The sequence below is a fragment of the Arthrobacter russicus genome, assembly GCF_031454135.1.
Lineage (GTDB): Bacteria > Actinomycetota > Actinomycetes > Actinomycetales > Micrococcaceae > Renibacterium > Renibacterium russicum.
This window is the reverse complement of the sequence record NZ_JAVDQF010000001.1, coordinates 438,539-464,916: the sequence shown is the minus strand read 5'-3', so window position 1 is coordinate 464,916 and position 26,378 is coordinate 438,539. Positions and strand designations below refer to the sequence as shown.

Annotated in this window: 27 protein-coding genes, 2 tRNA genes and 1 other RNA gene; 17 read left to right on the top strand and 13 right to left on the bottom strand. The window is 62.8% G+C overall.

Annotation, left to right across the window (positions count from 1 at the left end):
* The first annotated feature begins 25 nt into the window (after nt 1-25).
* The 3 genes from JOE69_RS02160 to JOE69_RS02150 all read left to right on the top strand — a co-directional run bounded on the left by JOE69_RS02160 (nt 26) and on the right by JOE69_RS02150 (nt 2,146).
* Entirely contained in the window at nt 26-946 is a 921-nt protein-coding gene (locus tag JOE69_RS02160) for a Nif3-like dinuclear metal center hexameric protein (protein ID WP_309795697.1), read from the top strand.
* A gap of 67 nt (nt 947-1,013) precedes the next feature.
* Nucleotides 1,014-1,748, top strand: a complete 735-nt coding sequence (locus JOE69_RS02155) for a zinc ribbon domain-containing protein (RefSeq protein ID WP_309795695.1) — start codon at nt 1,014-1,016, stop codon at nt 1,746-1,748.
* 2 nt (nt 1,749-1,750) lie between these two features.
* Nucleotides 1,751-2,146: a VOC family protein gene (locus JOE69_RS02150; protein ID WP_309795693.1), complete on the top strand. Its 396-nt coding sequence runs from the start codon at nt 1,751-1,753 to the stop codon at nt 2,144-2,146.
* A gap of 1 nt (nt 2,147) precedes the next feature.
* Here the strand turns inward: JOE69_RS02150 and JOE69_RS02145 are convergent, their stop codons facing one another.
* Entirely contained in the window at nt 2,148-2,939 is a 792-nt protein-coding gene (locus JOE69_RS02145) for a YaaA family protein (RefSeq protein WP_309795691.1), read from the bottom strand.
* 132 nt (nt 2,940-3,071) lie between these two features.
* Here JOE69_RS02145 and JOE69_RS02140 point away from each other — a divergent pair, with 132 nt between their 5' ends.
* The 7 genes from JOE69_RS02140 to rnpB all read left to right on the top strand — a co-directional run bounded on the left by JOE69_RS02140 (nt 3,072) and on the right by rnpB (nt 8,633).
* On the top strand, nt 3,072-4,154 hold the full coding sequence (locus JOE69_RS02140) for an alkene reductase (RefSeq protein WP_309795689.1): 1,083 nt from the start codon (nt 3,072-3,074) through the stop codon (nt 4,152-4,154).
* Nucleotides 4,155-4,266: 112 nt separating this feature from the next.
* Complete coding sequence (locus JOE69_RS02135; protein WP_309795687.1) at nt 4,267-5,721, top strand: glyceraldehyde-3-phosphate dehydrogenase; 1,455 nt, start codon at nt 4,267-4,269, stop codon at nt 5,719-5,721.
* A gap of 31 nt (nt 5,722-5,752) precedes the next feature.
* Nucleotides 5,753-6,142 carry a DUF4190 domain-containing protein gene (locus JOE69_RS02130; protein ID WP_309795685.1) on the top strand — a complete coding sequence of 130 codons (390 nt, stop codon included), beginning with the start codon at nt 5,753-5,755 and terminating at the stop codon, nt 6,140-6,142.
* A 12-nt stretch (nt 6,143-6,154) separates the two neighbouring features.
* On the top strand, nt 6,155-6,409 hold the full coding sequence (locus tag JOE69_RS02125; RefSeq protein ID WP_309795683.1) for a hypothetical protein: 255 nt from the start codon (nt 6,155-6,157) through the stop codon (nt 6,407-6,409).
* Between the two features lie 42 nt (nt 6,410-6,451).
* Nucleotides 6,452-7,726 (top strand): hypothetical protein, encoded by a 1,275-nt coding sequence (locus JOE69_RS02120; protein ID WP_309795681.1) that lies wholly within the window; start codon nt 6,452-6,454, stop codon nt 7,724-7,726.
* A 59-nt stretch (nt 7,727-7,785) separates the two neighbouring features.
* The gene (locus JOE69_RS02115) at nt 7,786-7,983 is read left to right on the top strand and encodes a hypothetical protein (RefSeq protein ID WP_309795679.1); all 198 of its coding nucleotides are present in this window, start codon (nt 7,786-7,788) and stop codon (nt 7,981-7,983) included.
* A 280-nt stretch (nt 7,984-8,263) separates the two neighbouring features.
* Nucleotides 8,264-8,633: RNase P RNA component class A (gene rnpB, locus JOE69_RS02110), an RNA gene on the top strand.
* Between the two features lie 57 nt (nt 8,634-8,690).
* Here rnpB and JOE69_RS02105 read toward each other — a convergent pair.
* Nucleotides 8,691-9,185, bottom strand: coding sequence for a HEAT repeat domain-containing protein (locus JOE69_RS02105; RefSeq protein ID WP_309795676.1), 495 nt, complete (start codon nt 9,183-9,185; stop codon nt 8,691-8,693).
* Between the two features lie 122 nt (nt 9,186-9,307).
* On the opposite strand from JOE69_RS02105, the gene JOE69_RS02100 reads away from it, so the two are divergent.
* The 5 genes from JOE69_RS02100 (at nt 9,308) to JOE69_RS02080 (ending at nt 14,065) form a co-directional block, all read left to right on the top strand.
* Nucleotides 9,308-10,096 carry an HNH endonuclease family protein gene (locus tag JOE69_RS02100; protein ID WP_309795674.1) on the top strand — a complete coding sequence of 263 codons (789 nt, stop codon included), beginning with the start codon at nt 9,308-9,310 and terminating at the stop codon, nt 10,094-10,096.
* A 123-nt stretch (nt 10,097-10,219) separates the two neighbouring features.
* Nucleotides 10,220-10,969, top strand: a complete 750-nt coding sequence (locus JOE69_RS02095; protein WP_309795672.1) for a GntR family transcriptional regulator — start codon at nt 10,220-10,222, stop codon at nt 10,967-10,969.
* A gap of 148 nt (nt 10,970-11,117) precedes the next feature.
* The gene (locus JOE69_RS02090; RefSeq protein ID WP_309795669.1) at nt 11,118-12,314 is read left to right on the top strand and encodes an NAD(P)/FAD-dependent oxidoreductase; all 1,197 of its coding nucleotides are present in this window, start codon (nt 11,118-11,120) and stop codon (nt 12,312-12,314) included.
* 79 nt (nt 12,315-12,393) lie between these two features.
* Nucleotides 12,394-13,779: an MBL fold metallo-hydrolase gene (locus tag JOE69_RS02085; protein ID WP_309795667.1), complete on the top strand. Its 1,386-nt coding sequence runs from the start codon at nt 12,394-12,396 to the stop codon at nt 13,777-13,779.
* A gap of 103 nt (nt 13,780-13,882) precedes the next feature.
* Nucleotides 13,883-14,065 carry a hypothetical protein gene (locus tag JOE69_RS02080; protein WP_309795665.1) on the top strand — a complete coding sequence of 61 codons (183 nt, stop codon included), beginning with the start codon at nt 13,883-13,885 and terminating at the stop codon, nt 14,063-14,065.
* Here the strand turns inward: JOE69_RS02080 and JOE69_RS02075 are convergent.
* From JOE69_RS02075 to orn, 4 genes are all read right to left on the bottom strand, one after another.
* The gene (locus JOE69_RS02075; RefSeq protein WP_309795662.1) at nt 14,052-14,891 is read right to left on the bottom strand and encodes an acyltransferase domain-containing protein; all 840 of its coding nucleotides are present in this window, start codon (nt 14,889-14,891) and stop codon (nt 14,052-14,054) included. The genes JOE69_RS02080 and JOE69_RS02075 overlap by 14 nt on opposite strands.
* A complete protein-coding gene (def, locus tag JOE69_RS02070; protein WP_296363366.1) occupies nt 14,891-15,463 on the bottom strand; it encodes a peptide deformylase in 573 nt (190 codons plus the stop codon). Before def ends, JOE69_RS02075 begins: the two co-directional genes overlap by 1 nt.
* A gap of 163 nt (nt 15,464-15,626) precedes the next feature.
* Nucleotides 15,627-15,702 (bottom strand) — tRNA-His (locus tag JOE69_RS02065).
* Between the two features lie 22 nt (nt 15,703-15,724).
* Nucleotides 15,725-16,372 carry an oligoribonuclease gene (gene orn, locus JOE69_RS02060; RefSeq protein ID WP_309795660.1) on the bottom strand — a complete coding sequence of 216 codons (648 nt, stop codon included), beginning with the start codon at nt 16,370-16,372 and terminating at the stop codon, nt 15,725-15,727.
* 271 nt (nt 16,373-16,643) lie between these two features.
* Between orn and mptB the strand changes: the two genes are divergently transcribed.
* The gene (gene mptB, locus JOE69_RS02055) at nt 16,644-18,176 is read left to right on the top strand and encodes a polyprenol phosphomannose-dependent alpha 1,6 mannosyltransferase MptB (protein ID WP_309795658.1); all 1,533 of its coding nucleotides are present in this window, start codon (nt 16,644-16,646) and stop codon (nt 18,174-18,176) included.
* Here the strand turns inward: mptB and JOE69_RS02050 are convergent.
* The 7 genes from JOE69_RS02050 to JOE69_RS02020 form a co-directional block, all read right to left on the bottom strand.
* Nucleotides 18,173-19,051, bottom strand: coding sequence for a GNAT family N-acetyltransferase (locus tag JOE69_RS02050; RefSeq protein ID WP_309795656.1), 879 nt, complete (start codon nt 19,049-19,051; stop codon nt 18,173-18,175). The genes mptB and JOE69_RS02050 overlap by 4 nt on opposite strands.
* Nucleotides 19,052-19,092: 41 nt before the next feature.
* Entirely contained in the window at nt 19,093-20,370 is a 1,278-nt protein-coding gene (locus tag JOE69_RS02045; RefSeq protein WP_309795654.1) for a glycosyltransferase 87 family protein, read from the bottom strand.
* Nucleotides 20,371-20,421: 51 nt separating this feature from the next.
* A complete protein-coding gene (locus JOE69_RS02040) occupies nt 20,422-21,105 on the bottom strand; it encodes a DNA alkylation repair protein (RefSeq protein ID WP_309795652.1) in 684 nt (227 codons plus the stop codon).
* Nucleotides 21,095-21,559 (bottom strand): MepB family protein, encoded by a 465-nt coding sequence (locus JOE69_RS02035; RefSeq protein WP_309795650.1) that lies wholly within the window; start codon nt 21,557-21,559, stop codon nt 21,095-21,097. Before JOE69_RS02035 ends, JOE69_RS02040 begins: the two co-directional genes overlap by 11 nt.
* Nucleotides 21,498-24,500 carry a glycoside hydrolase family 2 TIM barrel-domain containing protein gene (locus tag JOE69_RS02030; protein WP_309795648.1) on the bottom strand — a complete coding sequence of 1,001 codons (3,003 nt, stop codon included), beginning with the start codon at nt 24,498-24,500 and terminating at the stop codon, nt 21,498-21,500. The genes JOE69_RS02035 and JOE69_RS02030 overlap by 62 nt, the downstream gene beginning before the upstream one ends.
* Nucleotides 24,501-24,580: 80 nt before the next feature.
* Nucleotides 24,581-25,345, bottom strand: coding sequence for a hypothetical protein (locus tag JOE69_RS02025; protein WP_309795646.1), 765 nt, complete (start codon nt 25,343-25,345; stop codon nt 24,581-24,583).
* Between the two features lie 92 nt (nt 25,346-25,437).
* Nucleotides 25,438-25,510, bottom strand: a tRNA-Arg gene (locus tag JOE69_RS02020).
* Nucleotides 25,511-25,717: 207 nt separating this feature from the next.
* Here JOE69_RS02020 and JOE69_RS02015 point away from each other — a divergent pair.
* Nucleotides 25,718-26,305, top strand: coding sequence for a single-stranded DNA-binding protein (locus JOE69_RS02015; protein WP_309795644.1), 588 nt, complete (start codon nt 25,718-25,720; stop codon nt 26,303-26,305).
* Nucleotides 26,306-26,378: the final 73 nt, after the last annotated feature.

Here is a 26,378-nt window from a genome sequence, read left to right as displayed (position 1 = left end):
CGAAAGTGCAACATAAGATGGCCTCATGGATGAGGTGCACAACAACCAAGGGAATCCCGGCCAAGCGCCGGACGCGTCGGATGCTGATTCGTCCGGCGCGGCAACCCGGCCGGCGGTGGCCGAGGTACTGTTAGCGGTCGAGGAACTCTGGCCGGAATCCCTGGCCGAAGAGTGGGATGCGGTGGGCCTGGTGGTCGGCCGGCCGGCGGCTCCGGTGCAGAAGATCCTCTTCGCGGTCGACCCGACCATCGACGTGGTCGAGGAGGCGCTCGAATGGGGTGCCGACCTGATCGTGACGCACCACCCGTTGTTTTTGCGCGGCGTGAATTCGGTGGCCGCGGTGGGCGGCAAAGGCGAGGTGGTGCATGCGTTGATCGAATCCGGATGCGCTCTGCTCACCGTACACACCAATGGAGACAGCGCGGTGGGCGGAGTTTCCGATGTTTTGGCGGACGCGCTGGGGCTGCAGGAGGTGCGGCCCCTGCAAGCCGCGAAGCACGGCTTGCCGGAGGAAGGCATCGGCAGAGTCGGCGAGCTCGGACAGGTGAGCAGCCTGGGCGATCTCGCTGCCTTGGTGTTCAGCGTGCTGCCTGCGGTGGCCGGCGGAGTGAAGGTCTCCGGCGACCGGCAAGCGCTGGTGCGACGGGTCGCGCTGTGCGGTGGTGCTGGGGATTCGCTTTTCGACGCGGTCCGCACGGCCGACGCCGACGTCTACATCACTGCGGATCTGCGCCATCACGCGGCGTCGGAAGCCCGGGAAAGCAGCACGGACGGCCGGCCCTTCCTGATTGACCTTTCGCATTTCGCTTCGGAGTGGCTGTGGCTGCCGGCGGCGGCGAACGCGCTCGGGAACGTCTTGGCGGATCAGGGTTTCGACGTGGAACTGCGGGTCAGCCAGCTCAATACCGATCCCTGGGATTTCGTTTTGACCCCGGGCGGGGACTGAACCGGTCCGGAAGGACATAGGCTTGGATGATCGGGCCGGAACGGTCCGTGGTGGAGAGAGGGTACTGATGGCGAAAGCAGCGCCGGCCGAGCAGATTCGGTTGTTGGATTTGCAGGCTTTGGACGGACGGGCCAAGAACCTGGCCGTGCAGGCCAAGACCTTGCGCGCGGATCCGCGATTGGTGCGCCTGCAGGCCGAACTGGACGCCGCCCGCTCCGCGCACGGCCAAATCACGATCGAGTTGGCCGATGCCCAGGCCGAACTCAAACGGGCCGAGGGCGACGTCGAGCAAGTGGTCAATCGGATCGACCGGGACGAAGCCCGGCTCAACGCGGGTGGGCTGTCCAAGGACTTGATGGCGCTGCAAGCAGATCTGGCGTCATTGGCCAAGCGGCGTTCGGACTTGGAAGACGCCGAACTCGAAGTGATGGAACGTCTGGATGAAATCACCGGGCGGGAATCGGCCCAGACGGAAGTCGTCCGACGGGCCGCCGCGGACCTTGCCGCGGTGCAGGAAGAGATCGACGGCCAGTTGGCGTCGATCGGGTCGGAGCAGCAGACCGTGCAGGGCCAGCGCGCCGAGCTGGCTGCCAGCTTCGATGCGGCTTTGCTGGGCGTCTACGAAAAGACGTTGGAACGGCGGGGGATCGGCGCGGCCAGATTGTTCCATGGCACCTCGGAGGGGTCGGGTATGCAACTGAGTCCGGGCGATTTGGCGGATATCTCCAAAGCAGCTGCCGACGACATCGTCTTTTGCCCTGATTCCGGCTGCATTCTGGTCCGTTCCGCTGATTGGAGCTGAGTTTGGCCGGGCTGCACCATTTGGAGATCTGGGTGCAGGACTTCGCGGCAGCCGAACGCAGCCTCGGTTGGCTGTTGGGCCGGCTCGGCTTTGCCCGCAGAGATTCCTGGGGTGCTGATCCGATCGGTGCATCTTGGCAGATCGGTGATTTCTACCTGGTCCTGGAAGCCGGCCCGGCAGTTTCCGCCGGACATGACCGGATGCGCGCCGGGCTGAATCATCTCGCTTTCACGGTGCCGGATGCGGATACCGTCGAATCGATTCTGGCCGAGTCGAGTCAGCACGGCTGGACGCTGATGTTCGCCGAGCAGCATCCCTATGCCGGCGGTGCCGCACATTATGCCGGCTACCTGGAAGATGCCCAGGGCTTCGAAGTGGAACTCGTCGCGCAGCAGTGAATCAGTGCTTCGGCGCGGCGAAGCTCACGCCTTCGGGCAGAATCACATTGAGGCTGTGCGGTCGCTTGGCGCTGCCGGGCTGCAACTCCGTCTGCCAGGCGGATTGGGTCGCGCGGAGCAGCTCGGCCGGAGATTTCGGCGGATTTCCCCGGCGGGTCAGCAGCAGCCTGGCCACCTCGCCGCGGGTGTGTTTGGCGAAGTGCGAGACCACTGAGCGTTTGCCGTTGCGCAACTGGAAGACGTTGACCTCGACAGTCTGTTCCGCGGGCGGCGTCCACGCTGTGGCGTAGGTGCTGGACCGGCAGTCGATGATGAGCTCGCCGACCGCACGTTCGGCGAGCGCAGCGCTGAGCAGCGGCTTCCAATAGGAGGCCAAGCGTCCGACGCCGGGCAAGGCGACGGACATCGAAAGCCGATAGGCCGGAATCCGGTCGGCGAAGCCGACCGCGCCCCACAGGCCGGACATCACCAGGATCGATTCGTCGGCCTTCCGTCGTTGTACCGGGGTCATGCTGCGGTAGCCGAGCGCATCGTAGAGCACCCCGCTGTAGATGCTGTGCGCGGCTGCCGCCGGTTCGTCGGAGAGCCGCAGATTGCGGGCGACTTCGGCGGCGAGCGAAGCTCCGACGCCGAGCCGTTCGAGCGCTTCCGGATGCGCGGAGACTTCGGCGAGCGCCGAATGCACCCGGTCCCGGGCCGCCGTCAGTTGCGGGAAAGACAGTTCGTCCAGCGCCAACGGGCGGCCTTGTGGAGCGGGTGTTTTGCCTTCGGAAGGCGGGAGCAGAATCAGCACCCATCGAGCTTAGCGCCACCGGGCTGCGGAATGCGCGGGCCGGAGGCTGTGTTGTCGCTCTTGGGTGCGCAAGCGCCCGGGCCGGGCGGAAACCGAGTTCCGGTCGTTGCACTCCGTCGAAAGATCGCGAATATGAACTTGTTTTCCCCTGTCTCCTTCGGGAGCCTGACGCTGCCGAACCGGGTCGTCATGGCGCCGTTGACCAGGTTGCGTTCCGGTAGTCGAGGAATCCCCGGAGATCTCATCGCCGAACACTATGCGCAGCGCGCCAGTCTGGGGCTGATCGTCACCGAGGGGACTTATCCCAGCGATGAATCCAAGTCCTATCAGGGGCAGCCGGGGATTGCGAACGCCGAGCAGGCCGCCGGGTGGCGGAAGGTGACCGACGAGGTGCATCGGGCCGGCGGACGGATCTTCATGCAGATCATGCACGGCGGGCGGACCGCGCACACGGCGTTCACCGGGACCGGGCGTACCGTGGCCCCGAGCGCCATTGCGATCGACGGCAAAGTGCACTTCAGCGGGGAGAAGCTGGCGCACCAAGTGCCGCATGCACTGCGGACCGAGGAGGTCGAGGAGGTCCGTGCGGAGTTCGTGGCCGCGGCCCGGCGCGCCGTGGATGCCGGGTTCGACGGCGTGGAAATCCATGGCGCGAACGGCTATTTGGTCCATCAATTCCTGTCCCCGGTTTCCAACGTGCGGGAAGACCGCTATGGCGGTTCGCCGGAGAACCGGGCAGCTTTCGCGATCGAGGTAGTGGCTGCGGTGGCTGCGGAAATCGGTGCCGAACGGGTCGGCATCCGGTTGTCTCCGATGCACAACATCCAAGACGTGCTCGAATCTGAAGAAACGGATGCAGCGGCGACCTATGGCGTGTTGCTCGATGCCCTGGCTCCGATGGGGTTGGCCTACGTGAGCGTGTTGCACCGTGAGGCCGGAAGCGATTTGGTGCAGGGGCTGCGGTCCAGATTCGGTGGCGTGTTCATGCTCAACAGCGGGTTTTCCCAGTTGACCGACCGGGAGGAGGCGGCGGCTCTGGTCGCCGACGGCCTGGCCGATGTGGTCGCCGTCGGGCGCCCGGTGATCGCCAACCCGGATCTGCTGGAACGCTGGGCGGGCGGCCATCCGGAGAATGAACCGGACCCGAGCACTTTCTACACGGCGGACGCCGCCGGCTACAACGATTACCCCCGATTGGCGGAGACCGTGGCCTGAGTACGTGAGATTGGCCACGTCGCGCCGGTTGCGGGCCATTCCTTCCTGGACGAACGCTTAGAATTGTCAGCGGATCTGAACCAAAGGTGTTTCGATTCAGGAAGGAAAACCCGTGACTGTGAACCCCGAACTCGCCCACGACACTTGGGCGAAACGTGAGGCGATGGCCGAGGCGATGATCCCGCTGATCGGCCGGCTCTACCGGGAAAACAACGTCGTCACCAATGTCTACGGCCGTTCGCTGATCAATCAGTCGGTCATGGGCTTGCTCAAGGCGCATCGCTGGGCGCGGCAAATCGACGACGTCGAACTGCCTTTGGAGGAGACCCTTCCGATGCTCCAGGCGCTGGCCGGGATGAAACTCGGTGCAGCCTCGATCGACCTGGCGCGGCTGAGTCTGCGGTTCAAAGCGCAACTGGCCGACGGCGAGCAGTACGGGCTTGAGGAGTTCCTGCGCACCGAGCTGGCGGATGTGGCCGAACAGCAGGGCATCGACGAGCGCAACAGCACCGATGTGGTGCTGTACGGCTTCGGCCGGATCGGACGCCTCTTGGCGCGGATCATGATCGAACACGCGGGAGGCGGCAACGGGCTGCGGCTGCGCGCGATCGTGGTGCGCAAGGGTTCGGAACAGGATTTGGTCAAGCGCGCGAGCCTGCTGCGCCGGGATTCGGTGCATGGTCCCTTCGACGGCACGATCACGGTCGACGAGCAGAACAACACCATTTTGGCCAACGGCACTTTGATCCAGGTGATCTACGCGGACAATCCGGCCGCGGTCAACTACTCCGCCTACGGGATCAAGGACGCCTTGGTGGTGGACAACACCGGCCGCTGGCGCGATGCCGACGGCCTGTCCCAGCACTTGCAGAGTCCGGGCGTGGCCCGGGTGCTGCTCACCGCTCCGGGCAAGGGCGACTTGAAGAACATCGTGCATGGGATCAATCATGCGGCGATTTCGGATACCGATCGGATCATCACGGCGGCTTCCTGCACCACGAATGCGATCACTCCGGTGCTGAAGGTGCTCAACGACAAGTTCGGCATCGTGCACGGGCACGTCGAGACCGTTCATTCCTTCACCAATGACCAGAATCTGACCGACAACTTCCACAAGGGCGATCGGCGTGGGCGTTCGGCCGCATTAAACATGGTGCTGACCGAAACCGGCGCCGCCAAGGCCGTGGCCAAGGCATTGCCGGAGCTCTTGGGCAAGCTGACCGGCAATTCGATCCGGGTTCCCACCCCGGATGTTTCGATGGCGATCCTGAACCTCAATTTGGAGACCGAGACGTCGAAGGACGAGGTCAACGCCTACTTGCGGGACGTTTCACTGCATTCGGAACTGCATCGGCAAATCGACTACATCGATTCGCCCGAAGTGGTTTCCACCGATTTCGTCGGGTCCCGGCGTGCGGGCATCGTGGACGGTTTGGCGACCATCGCCTCCGGCAAGAACTTGGTGCTCTACGTCTGGTACGACAACGAATTCGGCTATTCCTGCCAAGTGGTCCGGGTGATGGAAGAAATGGCCGGGGTGCATCCGCCGGCGTTCCCGAAGTCCTGAACCTTCCGCCAGCTGAGATCCAAGGGCTTTCATGACATTTCAGGAGGGCCGCCCGGCCACCCTTCCGGAGGATTTCGCAGCCCAGGTCAAACCGGGCAGCGGACTGGCCATCACGGCCCTGGTTCTGGGCGTGGTCGCGTTGCTGCTGGCGGCGCTGCCGTTCGTCTCGCTCATTGCATTGCTGCTCGGCACAGCAGCCGTCGTGTTGGGCATAGTGGCCTTGGTCCGGCGCACGGCGGGCAAGGGAATGGCGATCACAGGCATCGTGACCGGCAGTGTGGGCCTGCTGATAGCGATCGTGGTCAGCTTCATGTCGGTGATCACCCTGGTGTTGCTCGGGAGCACGGCGGGCCAAGCGGTTTCGAACTCGGATCGCCGGATGGCCGAGGAGACCTGGGTCAACATCGCGCCGAAACGGTAGGCGATCCGGATCGTGGTCGCGAGCGATATCCCGGTCACCGTACGCTATCAGGCTGGCGAAGGCGCGCAGTCCGCGGAAGCCGACGGCGCCTGGTACCAGGATTTTCCAGACAGTGTCCTGGCTCTGGCCAGCGTCAATGTCATTCCGCAAGATTTTTCGGTAGTGGGCAGCTTCTCCTGTGAAATCTTCGTCGACGGAGTGAGTGTGGCCAAGGAGTCCGGCAGCAATTTCGTCAGCTGCGTATCGCTGCCGGATCTCGGGAAATAGCCGGCAGGGGAATTGTCGGTGGTGTCCGATAGGTTTTTTGCCATGGAGGATGCCAGCGCAGGACGGAACCTGAGCCTGTTGCTACTGGATTCGCGGAGTTGGGTTCATCGACGAGTCGAGACCTTGACCCTGCACGAAGCCGGCAGCAATCGGCACTCGGTATCGCTCGACGTAACTCCGCCTCGCAACCTTCTCATCGAAGGTTCCATCGGCCGAGTCATATTGCCCCTTGGTCTTCTGGACAAGAGGATGCTGCGATCGTTCGACTTGGTTGACGGCTCAGGCAAAGCCTTGAGTATGCTGGGTTCCGCGGAAAATGCGGATTTGGCATTGCAGATGATGCGGGCATGGGCTCCGACCTCGCTCAAAGCCGACCCGTCCGCGTGGCAGGAGTTCATTACGATATTGCAGACGTTGATTGGTTCGGATCAAGTTACGGTTTCGGCCAACATCCGGCATTTCGAACGTTGGTGGGGAGCTTGGCGAAACGAACATCTCGATCTTGAGGCCAGAGAGGTCAACGATCTTGAATTCTTTGCTGCTTTTGCCGTGGCGCTTGCTACCCACTTCCTTTTCCTCATCGAGTTCGATCGTGCCGGAGCCGGAACGCGGACCATTATCAAGTATTCGTTCGAGGTTGATGCACCCGAGGTGCGATCGGGTCGCAGGGCGAGGTTCCTTAGTCGCGTTGCTGATTACGGATTCGCCGCTAGCCAGCACTTTGAAGTGAGGAGCCCGCCGGGAGTGGAACTTCGGAAGATTACTTTCAGCGAATTCGACCTTGCCCGGGAACAAGTCCAGGAATATGTCGACATTGGAGGGGCCTCCCGTGGCGTTTCACATGCGGCCTTGACTCCCCGGCATCGTCTTCATTCGGCGCTTCTCGAAGTTGAGGCAAGTCTGTCTAAACGTGGAATGTACACCTTCACCCACTTGGCGTTCGCCGTGGTCAGCATGCTCGTAGGCGTGGCCTGGCTGGTCAAGGTGGATCTTCTTCCCCTGGTTTCGGAGACAGCAGTGGTTCCATCCGCATCGGTGTCCATTCTTCTCGTGGGGCCGGCATTGATGTTTTCATGGGTTGCTCGCAGCCCGGAACATTCATTAGCTACCGCGATGTTCAAACCATTGCGTGAAACCTTGATGTGCTCAGCGCTCATTTTGCTCTTGATGGCGCTGGCCGCTGCGGTTCCTTTGCTCCCGTGGGCCTGGAACGGATTGTGGCTGCTGATCGGTGCTGTCTGGGTTGTGGCGGCGGCGAGGTACTGCTGGTACATCTTTGGACCGGCTTCGCCCGAAAATATCCGGCGTGTCCAATAGATGCCTCAGACCGTCGGTCTGAGGTTGTAGCATGTAATTACCTTCGAGGGAGGTTGTCAATGAGCCAGCAAAACACCGTAGAGAACACATCGGGTCGGCGCAATCTCGACACCGTGATAGCTCAGGCCAGGACCACTTCCTACGAAATTCGTTCCGGAGGCGGATCGATTGCAGCCGCTTTGCCGGCCATGGAAAGAGATCAGGCGGACGGAATCATTGCCAGGGCTATCGAACGCGCCAAAGGCAACAAGGACTGATCGGTTCTGCCGGTGAATCCTTCCGCCGAAAAGGTACTGAACCGATGAAGGGGCATTGATGACGTCGATCCCCGTAGGAAGCGCTAAAGCGCTGCACCCGCTGCCGGTAAAGCTCTCGGATTTGTCCGACCCGCAAGAGTTGGACCGGCTCTAGGCCGAGGCAGAAAAATCGGCCAAAGCGTCGCGGCGCAGGCGGCTGGGAATTTTCCGCAGCACCAAACCGGTCCGGGGCTGACTGAGATTCCAGGAGTGGCGCAACCCGCTATACTTGAGGGTCGGATGGGGCAGCTGGACGATCGCGTGTTGTGCGAACAACCCGAGGAACGTCCGGGCTCCGTAGAGCAAGGTGGTGGGTAACGCCCACTCGGGGCAACCCGCAGGCCAGTGCCACAGAAAACAGACCGCCTCTGCTTGCAGAGGTAAGGGTGAAACGGCGGTGTAAGAGACCACCGCTTTCCAGGTGACTGGAAAGGCAAGGTAAACCCCACTTGGAGCAAGGCCAGACAGGGCACGTTCGAGGGCTGCTCGCCCGAGTGTCCGGGTAGGCCGCTAGAGGGCGTCGGCAACGGCGTCCGTAGATGGATGATCGTCGCCGCCGGACCGGCAACGGTCCGGCGGAACAGAACCCGGCGTACAGGCTGCCCCATCCGATTTTCCCGATCGGCCCGGTCTTTCCAGACGGGCCACCGCCTCAGAACCGGCCTGGCTCAGTCGAAACGCCGATCCAGGCGGGCCTCCAGATCCGACAACGCGCGCTTGGCGGCTTCTCGTTGAGCCGGCTCCGGACTGGACAGCATGGCATGCAGGCCTTCCGCGTGTTCGGCTTCGCCGACTTCGCCCAGTGCCCGGGCAGCGGCCATCCGGACCCGTGGGACTGGATCTGCCAGCAGCTCCGGGAGTTCCGTGACGCCGATCTGCCGGTAGCGACAGACCTTGGCGCACATCTCACGAACCCGCCAATGTTCGTGCCGGAGGTTGCCGATGATCGGCTCAGCGCAGTCCTCACGCCAGAGGTACAGTCCGCACCGGGCACCCCAAACTGGCAACCAGTACGGTTTCCAGCCCTTCCCTTGCGAGCCGCCGAAGACAGCCAGGCCGAGCCCGGGCAGCTCGCCGTCGAGCAAGTTCAGCATCGAATCGACTACGGCGTCATAGCCGTAGGCGGCGACTGCCTGTTCGATCCGCACTGCTGGATGGGCCATTGGGCCAGTCTAGGTTCTGGCCCGGGGGCGTACGGCTGGAGATTCAGGCGAGTTGTCCACATTCAGCGTCGGATTCGACGGCTTGGCGCAACTTCGTGGGTGCCGGAGTCTAGATTCGCTGCATGATCCCGAAAATGGGCAGGCATAAAATAGGCAGGGCATTCCGGGTATGGCCGGGCGCGGTGCTGGTCATGGCCTTCCTCCTCGGTGCCGGATTCAATGCTGCGGCACTGCTGAACCGCTCGCAGCAATGGCGAATCGCACTCGGCGCCGACATAGTCGCCGAACCCGCCGACGCCAATACTCCCGGTCCGGTCAAACGATTCCGCCAGACCACGGCGGCGGCTTTGCTGGAATCGCTCGAAGTCAAAGCCCCCGTGGCCAGGACCGGATACGGCAGGGAGAAATTCGGTTCTGCCTGGAGCGACGTAGACGGCAATGGTTGCGATACCCGCAACGACGTGCTGCACCGGGATCTGCGTGGAATCACCGTGCAGCCCGGATCCGGCTGCCTAGTGGCAGCAGGCAGCCTATCGGATCCGTACACCGGTCGGCAGATCGACTTCCGCAGAGGCCCGGAAACCTCCGGGGCGGTGCAAATTGACCATGTGGTGGCGCTTTCGGACGCTTGGCAGAAGGGCGCACAGTCGCTGCAACCGGGACAGCGCCTGGCTTTCGCCAACGATCCGCTCAACCTGATTGCGGTCGATGGCCCGGCGAACGTCAAAAAGTCCGACGCCGATGCGGCTGGCTGGCTGCCGCCGAACCAGGGTTACCACTGCGGTTATGTGGCACGTCAGGTTTCGGTCAAAGCGGCTTATGCCTTGTGGGTCACCGAGGCGGAGAAGCAGGCTATGGCAGCAGTCCTCGGCGGCTGCATGATGGAGCCGAGCCTGGCTTCGGGCCTCTGAGCTTCAGGCTCCCGGAAAGCCTGCTTGGACGATCCTCCGGTAGCGCCTAAGCTCTGGTGGCTAGCAGAAGCGGTCGGCGGCAGCTGCGACGCCCAGCGAAGTGCAATGTAGCAGAATGGCTTCATGTGCGCTGCAACAGACCAGGAGTTTGCCGTTCAACTGAGACCGCGTGGGGATGGCGGGCGCCCGACGCTTTGGTCTGCGGTTCAGGAGGATCTTCGGCGGCGAATCCGGAGGGGGGATTTTCCGGAGGATTTTCCGGGCGAGATCGAACTCGCCAGACATTACGGGGTCAGCCGTTCGACGATCCGTGCGGCGCTTGATCCGTTGCGGAGGAGCGGCTTAATTGAGGCTGCTCCGGGCAAACCGTCCAAAGTGGTCCATGTTTCGAGCGAGCATCGTTATGGCCCCATGTACAGCTTGTTCGCAGCTGTCCAGGCCAATGGAATGTCACAACGTAGTGAGATTCTGGCCTCGCGAATTTGTAAGAATTCCGCTGTGGCCGAGCGGCTGGAGCTGGAGCCCGACGCCGACTTGGTGCACCTTTCCCGTTTGCGATTCGCCGATGAGGAGCCGATAGCACTCGATCGTCTATGGTTGGCGCCCGATGCTCGTGAGGTACTCGCTGTCGATTTGAAGAACGCCGCGCTCTATGACGTTTTGCGCCGCCATTGCAATTTGGTTCTGACTGATGGCGAGGAAACCTTGCGCGCAGTCCTGCTATCCGCGGAACGGGCCGACGAGCTTTCCTGCGAAGTCGGCGATGCCGCGTTCTACATCGAGCGAATGGGTCGGGTCGACGGCCGCCCGTTGGAATGGCGGGAGACACTGATCCGCGGCGACCGGTTCGCGATCACAACGCCTTATCCATGAGATGCCCGAGCTGAAAGAGCCTCGCTAGGTTTACAAATCCAGAAATGTACGTACATTATGGAAGATGCGTACATCGATGCGACGGAGTCCCTGTATTTGCCGGGTGAAGCGCAACGAGGACTCGATAACGAAGGACCAAGGGGTAACAATGGATGTGCACTATCGGATTGTCGTTATCGGCGGCGGAAACGCCGGCATCAGTGTTGCCGCACGGTTGCGCAATAGCGGGCAACCGGGTGTCGCCGTGATTGAGCCGAGTGAGGATCATTATTATCAGCCGCTTTTTACCCTGATCGGTGGCGGGTGTGCGCCGGCCGACCAAGCGGTGCGCCCGGAGGCCAAGGTGATGCCCCGGGGCGTGTCATGGATCAAGGACGCTGCTGTTGCAGTGGATCCCCTTGCGCAACTAGTGTCGCTCGCCGGCGGGGACATAGTGGGATATGACTACTTGGTGGTCTGTCCCGGATTGCAGTTGGATTGGGATCGGGTCCCGGGCATGCAGGAAGCCATGAGATCCCCCTCAGCCTCGAGCAACTACCGGTTCGACTTGGCACCCAAGACGTGGCGTCTCATCAAAGGAATGCGGAAGGGAACTGCGGTTTTCACCATGCCGTCGGGTCCGATTAAGTGTGGCGGGGCACCACAAAAAATCGCCTACCTGGCTGCCGACTATTGGCGGAAACAAGGCGTTTTAGGGGACATCCGGTTGCTGTTGGTGTTGCCTAGCGACAGGATGTTTGGCGTCGAGGTGTTTTCCCGAGAGCTGATGAAGGTAGCTCAGCGCTATGGGATCGAAGTACGGCACAATAGCGAGGCAACCGGGATCAAGCCAGATCGGTCGATGGTAGTCATCCGGGACAATTCCACCGAGACCAGCGAAGAGATCTCGTACGATATGCTCCATGTTGTACCGCCGCAGTCTGCTCCGGATTGGATCAAGCAAAGCCTTTTGCCTTCGCCGGAGAACCCTTGGGGATACATTGAAGTCGATCCGAACACGCTTCAGCACGTCCGCTATCCCAAGATCTTCGCGCTGGGCGATGTCGGGTCTAGTCCCAATTCCAAAACCGGGGCTGCGGTGCGCAAACAGGCGCCTGTAGTGGTGGCAAATCTTCTGGCTGTCATGCATCAGTCCAAGCCTGAAGCGCGTTACCAGGGATATTCCTCATGTCCGTTAACCACCTCACGGCGTACCGTGCTGCTGGCGGAGTTCGATTATCGCCATGAGCACACGCCCAGCTTCCCGCTGATCGACACGACTCGCGAACGCCGGGATATGTGGTTCCTGAAACGTCATGGCCTTCCAGCTTTGTATTGGAATCTGATCCTCAAAGGTAAGGCCTGATCCTCACAACTGCCACCTCTTAGATCCCGAAAACAGGTCGTGCAACTTAGGTTTCGCGACACAGAGTCCAAGGAGACCTATGCTACTGGAGCGTTTGTACGACGAAGATCTGTCGCAAGCCAGCTATTTCGTCGGTTGCCAACAGGCTGGTGAGGCGATCGTCATCGATCCTCGGCGCGACATTGCGGAGTATCAGCGATTAGCCAGCCGGAACAATCTGCGGATAACCGCGGTGGTGGAGACTCATATCCACGCCGACTACCTTTCCGGTACGCGGGAATTAGCGGCGGCCACCGAGGCGGAAGTCTATCTCTCGGGCGAAGGCGGCGAGGACTGGCAATATGCCTTCGACGGCAAGCGCCTTTACGACGGGGACATCATTACCATCGGGAATCTGGGCTTGACCGCGCTGCACACCCCGGGCCACACACCGGAGCACCTGTCCTTTTTGTTGACCGACAGGGCAGTCTCGAATCAGCCGGGTTACCTGTTTTCTGGAGACTTCGTGCTAGTCGGAGATCTAGGACGGCCGGATTTGCTCGACGAGGCGGCGGGAGGAACAGATACCAGATACGAAGGTGCACGACAATTGTTCTGCAGCCTGCGGGAAAAGTTGCTGACTTTGCCGGATTACGTGCAAATTTACCCGGCCCACGGTTCCGGCAGTGCCTGCGGGCGGGCGCTCGGCTCGGTACCTTCGACGACCGTTGGATACGAGCGGCGGTTTTCCTGGTGGGGCCGTCACCTCGACGCCGACGACGAGTCGCAGTTCGTCATCGAGTTGCTGGCCGGGCAGGCCGATGCGCCGGCCTACTTCGGACGCATGAAACGGCAGAATCGGAACGGGCCACAGGTCTTGGGGCCGCGCCCCGAGCTCACCGAACTCGATGCTGATTCGGTCGAGCGGGGTCTGCGCACCGGTGCTCTGATTTTCATCGATTCACGGGACCCGGCAGAGGTCCACCAAGGCACGGTATGCGGTTCGCTGAATATTCCTGCGACCGGCAAGCCAGCCAGCTATTCCGCTTGGGCATACGATCCGGAATCAGAGGTCAGTGAGCTGGTGTTGCTCGCAGAAAACCGGGAAGCGGCCAAGTACCTGCGAAACCACCTGGTGCGGGTCGGCATCGATGGCGTCCGGGGCTATGTCACCTCGCTGGCAGGACTCCCGCCGTGTCTTCCGGAGACAATAGATCCAGCTGAACTGGACGCCCTCGACTATGCCTTGCTCCTGGACGTCCGGAATCTTTCCGAGTACCAGGCGGGGACGATTCCTGGTGCGCGTCAGCTGAGCGCAGGCAAAGTGCTCTGGCATCAAGACCAACTTCCCCGGGCGGGAACGATTGTGTCCTTTTGCCAAGGCGGTGTGCGCAACTCGGTTGCGGCCAGCACGCTGCGTCGTGCGGGCCATCGTGTAGTCGAACTCGAAGGGAGTTACGCTGCTTGGCTGGGGGCTCAGCAGTAGTCCTGTTTGGGGCGGATCCCTAGCGACAACCGGTACCACCTCCGTCGAGTGAAACAGCTCAACCATGCTGGATTTGTGCCGGAGAAAGTGCCATCGTGATGCCATGAATGAAATCGTGAACCCAGTGGAACTCGCCCAACGCAATCTGGACGAGGCCGATCGGCAATTGAAACAAGCCGAGTCGGACGTGAAGTCCGGTGCCATCAGCCGGGAGCGGTACCGGCAGTTCGAGCACTTGCGGGAGATCTGTTCCGAGGACCTCCAGCGGGTGATCAGGGAGAACTGACTCCGGGCAAGTCGAGGTAACCCTGGGCGGCTTGCCAGGAGCCGCCCGCGCCAATCCGTTCGAGGACTACTTGTTGCAGCCGGGATTCCCGGGGGAGTCCGGCCAGTTTCGTCATGTCCCGGGTCCGGAAGGTGAAGTAGACCGCGTCACCGGGAGCGTCGAACAATTCGCCGAACCGGGTGAAGCGGTTGGCGAAAGCGACGATATTCGAATCGGACGGCAGCTGCCGGGCCAGATACGGGTCCAACAGCCATGAATGGCAATGCCCGAACCGGACCGGGTGTTCCGGGAAGCACTCGCCGAAGAACTGCACCGCACGTGCCAAGGATTCCTGAACCAACCCGGGCCGGAGCGGGCCGGTCTCGGGGATGTGCATCCCGAGGACCTTTTCCCCGGCGCGCAAACCTGGGATGCCTGCCGGTCCGGGAATCAGGTGGAAATGCAACCGCCCGAGCTGGAACAAGGTTCCGCTGGCCTGTTCGGTGAGCCACTTCCAGGTCTCCAGTCCGAAATGCCCATTTGTGGTCCGGGAAATCGCCACGTGCCGCCCGATGTCGGCGAGCGTAGCCCGGGCCACAGCCTCCGGAACCCCGCGGCCCCGGTAACCTTCGAGCTGCTCCGGGATGAATCGCAGCAGGGCATGCAACCAGGCGAGTTCATCGATCCCGGGAGCTGGCGGCGGCGCGCCGATCTCCATCCAACGCCGGCGCAGTACGCGCAGTGCGGCTTGAACTTGCGGACCGGGCTCGGCCGCCAGCAACGAACCGGTCTCCGCACGATCGGAGGCCTGGATGTCCGCCCAATCGAGCAGCTCCGCGGTGTCCATCAATGGCCGAACGGGTCGGGGTCCACGCCGGGCATCCAGCTGAGCCCCGGGACGCCCCAGCCGTGGTCTTTGGCGACCCGCCGGGCCTTGCGCTGATACCGGTCCACCAGGCGGTCAACGTACAGCTTGCCGTCCAGATGGTCGTATTCATGCTGCATGCAACGGGCGAACCAGCCCGTTGCCTCGAATTCGAGGGCTTGGCCGAACTCGTCGAAGCCGCTGACCCGCACCCATTCAGCGCGTTTGAGCGGAAAATGTTCACCGGGAACGGAAAGGCAGCCTTCAGCTTCATCGTCCGGATCCGGAGCGTTTCCGGAGACCTTGCCCAAGACCAGGCTCGGGTTGACCAGAACGCCCTGTGCCGGAACGCCGTCGTCGTTCTCCATGGCATAGACGAAGATCCGCAAGCCGAGGCCGATCTGCGGGGCGGCCAGCCCGGCGCCGTTGGCCACCCGATTGGTTTCATGCATATCCGCCACCAAGGTGCGCAAATCATCGTCGAAGGTCTCGACCTCTTTGGCGCGGCGGTGCAAGACGGGTTCGCCTTTGATGACGATCGGGTGCACGGTCATTGCGTTCTGGCCTTTCGAACTGGGTCGCCCGGGAGACTGCGCCCGGGATCGTCGCAACGAATTCAGCGCTGCCGCCGACCCTCGGGCGAAGATCTGAAACTACCGTAATACACGAATGAGGGCTGTTCCGGAATCTTCCGATACAGCCCTCATCCGCATTACTTGGGGTGAGATACGGGGGTTGAACCCGCGACCTCCTGGACCACAACCAGGCGCTCTGCCAACTGAGCTAATCCCACCAAGTGCGTTTTGCAGCGGTAACTACTCTACAGGGTCCGAAGGGGTGCTCGCGACCTCATCGGCCTCCGGCGCGCCGATTTTTTTGGAAATTCGTTGTGCGGTGGCGGTATCCGGGCCCGGAGCAGGCACGAAAACCGCCTCGCGGTAATAACGCAGTTCGTTGATCGAATCCACGATGTCGCCCAATGCCCGGTGCCCGCCGTGCTTGGCGGGGGATTGGAAGTAAGCCCGCGGATACCAGCGGCGGGCGAGTTCCTTGATTGTGGAAACGTCGACCACCCGGTAGTGCAGGTGCTCCACCACAGCGGGCATGTCGCGGGCCAGGAACATCCGGTCGGTGCCTACCGAGTTTCCGCCGAGCTGCGCCTTGCCCGGTTCCGGCACGAACTTCTTGATGTATTCGAGGACCTCGGCCTCGGCGGATTCCATAGTGGTGCCGTGCGGCAGCTCAGCCAAAAGTTTCGAAGCGGTATGCATGTCGCGCACGAAGTCGTTCATTTGGGCCAATGCGGCGTCCGCCGGTTTGATCACGACGTCGACTCCCTCGCCGAGCACGTTCAGATCGGAATCGGTGACCAGGACCGCGACTTCGATGAGGGCGTCGACGGCCAAATCCAGGCCGGTCATCTCACAGTCGATCCAGACAATACGTTCAGAAGAAATAGACACTGGACTAATGTACTCTGCCGGGCCCGTTCCGCCGAGGTCTTTCGGCTGCAGTGCGCTCGCCTCCGGTGTTGCGGCGAGCGAGTTGCCGCCATCCGGTCTAAAATAGACGAAGCTTCATCGCCGCCGGCATCGCTGACTGCTGCGGCCCGGGAAAAGCAAGATCGGAATCTGCCCTATGACAACGCCTGAGTCGACCGCCGGTGTAGGGGAGCGCCCGGAGACTGCATCGCGACCGAGCCCGGATAGCCGCGGCGCAGAACTCAATGCGCCGATGACCGGATCCGGCCTGGCCGGAAAATCCGAGGAATCCGGCTCCGACCATGGGCTCCATGATGCCTGGGTTCCGCTGATCGCGGGGTTGATCGGCTCCTTGCTCCTCTTGTTCGGATCGGTCGGCATCGGTTGGGTGGGCACTTCCTCGGTGCTTTGGCGGAACCCGGTTTTCACCTGGATGCGGGTGGAGCCGATCGGTGCCGCGTTGTCGATCAGCAGCCTGGCGATCGGCGGGATGCTGTTGGTCCGGGCCTGGCTCAGACTGGGCCAGCGCGCCAAAGGGTGGCCGCCGGCGTCGGGCCGGATCGTCAAACAGGCGATCGTGCTCTGGGGCCTGCCGATGATGTTCGCGATCCCGCTGTTCAGCCGCGACGTGTATGCCTACATCGCCCAGGGCCGACTGGTGCAGGCCGGAGTGGATCCGTATTTGAACGGGATCTCCTCGGTGTCGAACTGGTTCGGATTGGGGGCCGACAAGCTCTGGGCAGAGGCGCCGACGCCCTACGGCCCGGTTTTCCTCTGGATTGAGCAAGCCGTAGTCGAGATCAGTGCCGGGAGCCCAGAGCTGTCGGTTTTCCTGTTCCGATTGACCTCGGTGTTCGGCATCGTGCTCTGCATGATCTATGTGCCCCGGCTCGCGGTCCTGCACGGCGTCAATCCGCATCGGGCACTCTGGCTCAGCGTGGCCAATCCGTTGTTGCTGGTCAACTTCATCGCCGCCGTGCACAACGATGCGTTGATGATCGGTTTGGCGGTCGCAGGCCTGTACTACTGCGCCACCAAACGCGGCTTCCTCGGCGTGGTTTTGATCACGCTGTCGATTGCCGTGAAGCCGATCACCGTGATTCTGCTACCGTTCGCCGGATTGCTGTGGGCGGGCAAAAAGGCCGGCTGGTCGAGGAAGTTCATCTTCTGGGGCTTGACTGCCGCGCTTTCCTTGGGATTGATGGCTTTGATGGGCTGGATCAACGGGTTCGGCTTCGGCTGGATCAACGGCCTTTCCGCCCCGGGCAGCGTGTGGATCTGGTACGCCCCGGTGGGTGCCATCGGGCTCACCGTGGCCACCGTGGCCGGAGCTTTCGGCTGGGACGGCTGGGGGATTGCGCACGGAATCTGGAACGTGGCCAAGGTCGTGGCGATCGGTTTGGTGGCGTGGCTGATGTTCCGCGGCACCTATGAACGGATCATCCGAAGAATGGCGCTGGCTTTTGCCGCTGTGGTGCTGCTCGCTCCGATGATCCAGTCCTGGTACGTCGTCTGGCTGATTCCACTCTTCGCGGTGACCGGGATCCGGAACGATTGGCAGGTGAAATCGCTGTACTTCATCCTGTCCTTCTTCATGATCTACGCGATTTCGGACCAACTGAACGTCTACCCCTATCTGCAGCAGCGTGACGCCTGGTTGAGTTTGGACAATGCCCGGATCGCGGCAGCGTTGATCGGGCTGGGGTTCGCCCTGTACATCGTGCTGGTGGATCGCAAGACCCGGAAGCTCTTCTTGCAGGATCAGCAGATCCGGGACGTCATTTAGGGTCCCTGGCGCGGACCGCGGGTCCAATCCGATCGCTGCGGGAGTTCCTGGAAGCCCGCGGCGGCATAGGTCGCAACCCCGCCGGAGTTGGAACTGGGTGTGCAAACCAGCGCGCTCGAGGCGCCGAGTTCCCGGAGTGCGGCTGCGGCGGCTAGCGTAATTGCCCTGCCATGACCCTGGCCGCGAAATTCCGCGGAAACACCCATCGGTTCCAACAGGCCCGGCTTGCCCGGTCCTGCGGACCATACGGTGGCCACGGCCACCGGATTTCCCCGGCCATCGTAGCCGAGCAACGAGCGGGCATTCCGGTAGGCGGGTTCTGCCGCCATGGCGTGCCAGCGCGAATCCGTGAAACTGGATTTATCGAAGGCCGCGCGTAGGACGTCGGCGTAGCGGTGTGCGTTCTCCGGTCCGACGGTCTCGACCCGGATCCCGGGTTCCGGAACCGGCTCGGCGAGCCCGCGCCGCAGCGGAGACCATGGCTCGGCCGGGTGCCAGCCTGCCGCTGACAATCGGGCCAACAGCGGTGCTTCGGCCGGCGCTTCCACGGAGCCTTCGCCGGTCGGCAGCAGCCCTTGTCCCGGGTCGGTGAGATCGTCGGCCATCTTCTGCGCCAGAGACTGGTCCGACCAGGCATCCGGAGCCAGAGTCAACCGGACCAGGGCGGCGCCGTCGAGCAATCCAATGCCCTGGATCTTGCCGTCTTGCTGCCAGAGCCGGGTGGCCGCCGCGGTCGCCGCCACGCCGAACCGCATGAACCAGCCCAGATCGCCCGGATGCAGCTGCATCGGTAGGCCCTCGGCTTGCCAGCCGCGCAGTACCTCGACCACCCCGGCAAGGTCGTCGACATCAGGTGTGGTCAAGCTGATTGCCATGTTCTGCGTTCCTCCCGAATCTGGCCGCGTGCTTTCGGAAATCAGCCCAGCGGCGGCTGCGCACGCTGCGCGGCACCGGAGCCACGGGCCAGCCGGACCACTTCACGGATCGCCCAGCCGAGCAGTACCACGACGGCCAGGTTGCGCAGCGAAAGGACGACTGCGATCCACGGGTTCAATTCGTAGAGTTGAACATAGAAAATCGGATAAACCAGTGTGGTCAAAACTGCGATCGCGAGCATCAGATAGCCGGGGAAGCGCCATTGTTCCTTGGCGTAGAACAGCCCGACCGCGACGATGGCGGCAAGCCAGAGCTGGAACTGCGGCGAGCCGACCTTGTTGAAAACGATGAACGAAGCGACCAGGGCCAGCGAGCCGGCGATGATCAGATTCTGGACGTCCGCACCCCGGCGCAGGGCCCAGAGCAGCAACACCACGATCACTATCGCGGCGATGGCCAGCAACGGATTCATCACTGAGCCAACGGCTTCACTCATGCCGCCCCGGACTTCCCGGGTGTTGATCACGGTGTCTTCGAAAACGTAGGCGCCGTTCTGCTGGAAGATCGCCTGCCAAAGGCCCGGTGTGGTGAAGGGTGCCTCGAGCTGCATGCCCCGTCCGCCTTGGGCATTGAGGAAGCCGAGCAGGAATCTGGCTCCGCCGCCGGCCAAGACGACCGCGACGACGACGGCAGTGACCAGCAGGCCGGACAAGATCACCTTGAGCCGTTGTCTGCTCGCCACCACGATCGCGAACAGCACCGCGGCCGGCCAGACCTTGATCCAGGTGGCCAGGCTGAGGATCGCCGCGGCGAGGTAGGGACGGGCGGTGAGCAGAAGCAGGCCGACGACCACCATGGGAGCGGTCATCCCGTCGATTCGGCCGACCGCAACGGTACCGAGGATGGCCGTGGCGCCCATCCACCAGTAGGCGGCGTAGTAGCCCGGTTCCGATCTGGGCCGGGTGAGGAACCAGATGCCGATGAAGTTCAGGATCGTGAAGAGTACGAACCAGCCGAGTTGGTACAGGAAACCACCGAAGCCGGCAGCCAGAACGATCGGCAGCAGGGCACCAACCGGATAGACCCATTCGACGGATATGCCGCGCCACAGGCCATGGTCGATTCCGTCGAAGGCCCATTGCCGGTAGAAGCTGATATCACTGAGCACCTGGCCGGATAGGATCAGCGGCATGAGCAAGCCGAGGATCAGCAGGTGCAGCACCGCGAAGCTCAACCAGAGGCTGCGCGGCCGGTGGAATCTGCTGGCGAGGGTGCTGGAGGGGGCTGTCGACAAGGCGGTGCTTTCTGCTCGGCTCACGATCACCGGCCCGAGGATCCGGTGAAATGATCGTGTTCATCCTAACCGCCGCTAGGCCAAGTGTTTGAGCGCCTCGCGACGCGACAACGGACTCAACTCCGCGATGTGCTCGGTGACGAAGGCCTTCACCCAGCTCGGATTCGTCTTCGCATAGTCCCGCAGAGCCCAGCCGATGGCTTTGCGGATGAAGAACTCCGGATCGGCCAGATTGGCTCCGATGGTGGCACTGAGCAAATCTGGGTCGGTTTTGGCTTTGGCTTGGAGCTGGCTGATGATCGCGAGCCGGCGGAACCAAAAGTCCGGATCCTTGCTCCAGCGGATGATCTGCGGTTTCATCGAGTCCGGGTGCGACGCCAAGAGTTCGGCTATCCGGTGCGCCACGTCGTCGACGTGGTCCCACCAAGCTCCGGAGCTGACGATCTCGCAATAGAACGGCAAGAAGCGGAGATCGCCGCGGGCCAGTTTGCTGCTGCACAATGCTGCGGCCGCATAGCGCTCTTCACGGAACTCGGCGGAGCGCCAAAGCTCGGTCGCGGCGTCCCGGAGGTCTTCGGCGTCGGCTGGCGGAAACGCCTTGGCTGCGGCGGCCACGACTTTCCGGACCGCAGGCAGCGGTACCCCGCGGTAGGGCATGCTGGACTTCATATAGGCGGCCATGCCGGCCGCCCGTTCGGGATCGGCGAGCTGCGCCAGCTCTTGCCGGATCGCCGTGATCATTGCTCGGTCAGCAGGCATAATGACCTTCGATCTGGGCGGGGCTGGCGCCATCGAAGAGGAAGCACGCTGATTGCCAGAGCTGGGTTCTGCGGGCCTGGGCATTCAAGCCGGAGCACCAGGGCAGGTAGACCCGGAATCCGCGTTTGCCGCCGATTCCGGACTGCGAAACGATGCCGCGCTCGATGAGCACTTCCTTGCGGAACAAGAAATGCCCCCGCGGGCCGCCGGTCCGTGCCCGGATCAGAAATAGCTCGGCGTCGTCATCCGCGTCGAACGGCCGGATCGGACCATCCGCGGAACGTTGCCAAAGGGTCACGAACAGTCCGGCCTTTTCCGGGGTGTTCTTGGCAGCCCGGGAAGGCCGGCCAGGACCGCGCGGACTTCCGACAATTCTCGGGGCAGCAGCCCGCTCACCTGATCGACCAAGCCCAGCTGTAGGTTCCGGAGGGTATCCGGTATTCCGGCAAGACATCGGGCCCGACCGATGCGGTTCCCAGGCCGCGGTGCACGACGTCGAGGTACACGAAGGTTTCGGGCCGGGCAGCCAGCTCCCAGCTGTGCCGGGTCTGCACCAAATCCTCGGTCCGGAAATGCGCCGCGGAAAACTGCATGCCACGGTCGAAGCGCAACTGGAGCGAAGTTTCGCCAGCGCTCAGATCGAGTTCATGGACCCGGCCGCGGCCACCGTTCTCCTGCGGTCGAAGGTAGGGCACCTGGAGTCCGGCCACGCTGGAGCGCCAACGGCCAGGCATCGCCGCAGCCCGGCGGTCCGGGTACGACTCATGCGGTCCTTCGCCGAGCCATTCGACGTATTCGAAGCCCGGCACCAGCGCCAGCATGATTCCGACCCGGGGGAGGTCCTCGAGTCCGGCCGGGATCTCGACGGTTTCCTCAATTGCCACTCCGCCGTCGAGCAGGCTCCGGATTTCTTGCCGATGCCGAATCGTGAATCCGGTGCTGGTCCGGTAGCTGCTGGAGACGACGGCTGCCGAACGGTCGGCCGACCACCGGACTTGTTCCAGATCGCGTTGCACCGCGTCGAGGCCGCTGCCGCCGAAGGCCTCGCCGCCGAAGCGCAGCCGGTCATTGTCGGTCGGGGCCCGCCAGAAATTCAACACCGGTGCGGAGCTGAGCAAAGGATGGCGCAGCAGGCCCTCGGCATCCAGCTCGAGCGCTTGGCCCGGCCCGCCGGAGGCGACCACGGAGGCTGGTTCGCGGACGGTGAGCTGGAGTTGCGCGAGTTCCGTCCCGGCAGTGGCCCAGAGCAGATCCCCGGCGGTGCAGACGGTCAGCCGCAGACCGATCGTCTGCGCTGAACCGAAGGCTTCGGTCCAGGAATCGGGTAGCACGACGTCGGCAATCCCGCCCGGGCCGGCTGCCGCGGCCAGGGCGAGGGGATCGCCTTCGCCGTCCACCCGCACCAGGCATGCGCTGAATGCCAACCCGGTGAGGTCGGCGAAGTGCTGCATATTGCGCAGACGCAGGATTCCACGGCGCAGATCGTTGGCGGTTGATTCGAACTCGACTGGGCTGAAGATCCGGCGTACTTCGTGCATCGCGGGGTGCGGTGTGCCGTCGGGGAACAGCAGACCGTCGATGCAGAAGTTGCCGTCGTTCGGCGTGTCGCCGAAATCTCCGCCATAACGGTATTGCCCCGTGGCCTCCGAATCGAGGCCGTGGTCCCACAATTCCCAGATGAAACCGCCCTGCAGCCCCGGCGTCGAGCGGATCGCCCGCCAATAATCGTCGAGCGAACCATTCGAGTTGCCCATCGCGTGCTGGTACTCGCACATGATCAGCGGGCGATCGGCCGCCGGATGCTGCGCATAGGCGACGATGGCTTGGATCGGCGGATACATCGGAGCCACGATGTCCGTCTGCCGGTGGCCGGAATGCCAGTCCGCATTGATCGCGCCCTCGTAGTGCAAGGGACGGTGCGGGTCGTAGCCGCGCGCCCAGCCTGCGGCGGCGTCGTGATTGGCTCCGCTGCCGCTTTCATTGCCGAGGGACCAGATGATCACGCTGGGGTGGTTCTTGTCCCGCAAGATCATCCGGGAGACCCGGTCGACGAAGGCGCCCAGGTACCGCGGGTTGTCGCAGATGCTTCTGGCCCAGTCATGGGATTCGATATTGGCTTCATCGATGACGTAAAAACCGAAGCGGTCGGCCAACTCGAGGAACACCGGATCATTCGGATAATGCGAGGTGCGGATGGCATTGATGTTGAAACGCTTGAGTTGGGCCAATTGCTGGTGCAGCTGTTCCCGGTCCAGGGTCCGACCGGTATGCGGGTCGAAGTCGTGCCGGTTGACGCCCTGAATCCAGACCCGCTGCCCGTTGACCAGCAAATCCCGGCCATCGACCGCTACCCGGCGGAAGCCGACGTCGATCCAGGTTTCATCGGTGAGCTGGCCTTCGGGATCGATCAGCTGTACCAGTAGCCGGTAGAGCTGCGGCAGCTCGGCGGACCAGGGTTGTACCTGGCCGGGCTGGATCCGGAGCTGGACTTCGCCGGGTTTCCGCCAGGTCGCCCGGTGGTAGCCCTGGACCAATTCCTCGACTCGATCATCCAACTCGATGCCGGCTGCCGACAAGTAGACGGCAGCGGGCAAGTCCAGGTCGCCGAGGGCTGCGTCCGGGACGGTTTCCGGATCCAGGACAAAGCCCTTCCGCTGCTGCGACGGCAGCTCTGCTTCGACCGGTGCCTGGTTTGCCAAAGTCGCGCGAACCCGGTAGCCGTCCGGCAGCTGGGCGTCGGTGCCGGCTACCGTGACGGTCAGCTCCAAAGTGCCGTCGCCGGTCAGCGGGTCGAAGTCGGCGACCGCGGCCACGTCTTGCAGATAATTGGGCGGCGTCCGGTAGAGGTAAACGCTCCGGGTCAACCCGCCATGCCACCACTGGTCTTGGTCTTCGATGAAGCTGGCGTCCGAAAACTTCACTACGGTGAGCAGGAGCTCGTTCTCGCCGTCGTTCAGCAGCCCGTCGAGCTCGAACTCGGCAGCCAAATGGCTGTCCTTGCTGAAGCCGATCTGCTGCCCGTTCACGCTGACCAGGAGCACGCTTTCCGCGGCTCCGACATGCAGCACGAGGCGTTGTCCGCGCCAGGCTTCCGGCACGGTGAAGTTTTTCCGGTAGCGTCCGGTGGGGTTCCTCGCCGGAACTTCTGGTGGACTCTGCGGAAATGGCATCTGGATATTGGTGTACTGCGGCAGGTCGGCGGTGCCCTGCATGGTCCAGGCCCCGGGGACTCGGATCTGGCGCCACTGTCCGGTCGGTTCGGCCTCGGGGGAGTCCAGCAATTCGAAGTCCCAGAGGCCGTCGAGCAGCAACTGCTCCGGGTGCTCCAGCGCGTGCATTGGCGCGCGGCCGGCAGAAACGAGCTCAGGACTGAGCCATGGTTTCGGAAAAGGCATGTGTTCATTGTGCTAGCCGGAGCGCCAAGAAGGAAGCGCTTTTCGGCCGGTTCTCCGCCCGGTGCGGAAGGGCATCCCGGTTAGAACAGTTCGTCGCGTTCTGCGCTCTGCCCGGTTCGGCGCCGGCTTCGGTGCGCCAGGGCCAGACCGAGTGCCGCAGTGGTGCACAGCAGCAGCGCCAGGAGCACGAAGATCCCGTCTACGGTCTGGTAGACGGGTGCCGGCAGCTGACCGGTGGACAGCGAGCTAAGCGCTGCGACCAGACGTTCGATGACCGCGATGCAGGCAATCAGGAATCCGAACGACATGACGGAGTACCAGACGCGGCGGGCGCCACTGAGCCCGCGGCTCAACCGCAACGTCCGGGCCGCCAATTGGTAGCTGCTCACGCCGATGTAGATGTTGATCAACTGCGTGAAACCGATGACCGCCGGCTGCAGCCGGTAGGACTCCACCCGGAAGTCGGTCACCGGAAGATCGGAAAGGAAGAAGAGTACCGTGACCGCTGTTCCGAAAACCACGGCGATGCCGAGTTCGACGGCGGCAACCGGGAATCGGGAGCCGGCCGCGAGCTTTTCGGGATCGGGCAGAAAGGCGTTCTTCACGAAGAACAAACCGAAGAGGAAGGTCAGCTGCACCAGCAAATAGGCATGATTGGCCCCGCCCATTAGCTGATCGAAACCCTGATAGACGCCGTCGGTATTCACCAGCAGGCAGATGGCGATCAGGAGGAGGCCGGTCATGATGCCCACCATCCGGTAGGACAAGTTGCGGGAGAATCGCACGACGCAACTGACCAAGATCAGCAGGGCGATGATCGACAGCGGTAGGCCCCATGGCCCCATGGATACTCCTAGGGATGCTAGAAACTGCGGCAAGACCGGGAACGCCTGGCCTGCCGATCTACCGGCTTCGGCAAGCCAGGCGCGAAGCGCTGTGCCCCAGGCGGGAATCGAACCCGCGACCAAGAGATTAGAAGGCTCCTGCTCTATCCGCTGAGCTACCGGGGCTGGGTGATTTCACCGGGCGAAAGCACCGTGACTACTGTACCGAATCCAGCGAGAAAGACTCGACTTATCCTCCACAGGGGATAGAAAGCCGGAGTTTCCCCACTTCCCGGAACCTGGGACTGGTTGCCGCCCGCGTCTGCCGCCAGACTTGGCACACCGCTCCAGATGGGCGGGCGAATCAAATGATGGGCGGAAGGGGCAAACACCATGAGCGATGTTGTGACAGTCCGGGGCTTCGTAGCCAGCGAAGTCAAGATGACGCTGACTGAATCCGGGCTTCCGGTGGCGAATTTTCGATTGGGTTCCACCGAACGGCGGTTCGACCGAGGCCGGAACCAGTGGATCGATGCGGCGACGAACTGGTATTCGGTATCGATGTTCCGCGCGCTCGCGCAGAACGCTTCAGCCAGCATCAGCAAAGGCGAGCGGGTCATTGTGACCGGAAAACTGAAGTTGCGGCAGTGGAGAAAGGACGACGGACGGCGTGGCATCGCGCCGGAAATCGATGCGGATGCGGTCGGCCATGACTTGGTGTGGGGCACCGCAAAGTTCCGCCGTGCGGTGCAGACAAGTCAGATTTCGGCTGAATCCTCTGAACCCTCTGAATCTTCTGGACCATCGGGGCAGCCGGGGGATTCAAGCGGCGGCGCGGCTGCTGATCCGCCATCCGGAACTCTGCTGTCCCAAGCGGAGGATAGCGGCGAACCCGTGGATCGGGATGACCGGGATTCGGAGCCGGAGCAGGCAGAGGATGGTGCCGAGGATGTCGAATCGCCGGTGCATGCGCCGTATTGAGACCAAACTGGCCAGACTGCGCTGGCAGAGCTTTCTGTCCTGGGCTGGGCGACTGGGCGTCTTCTGAAGCCCC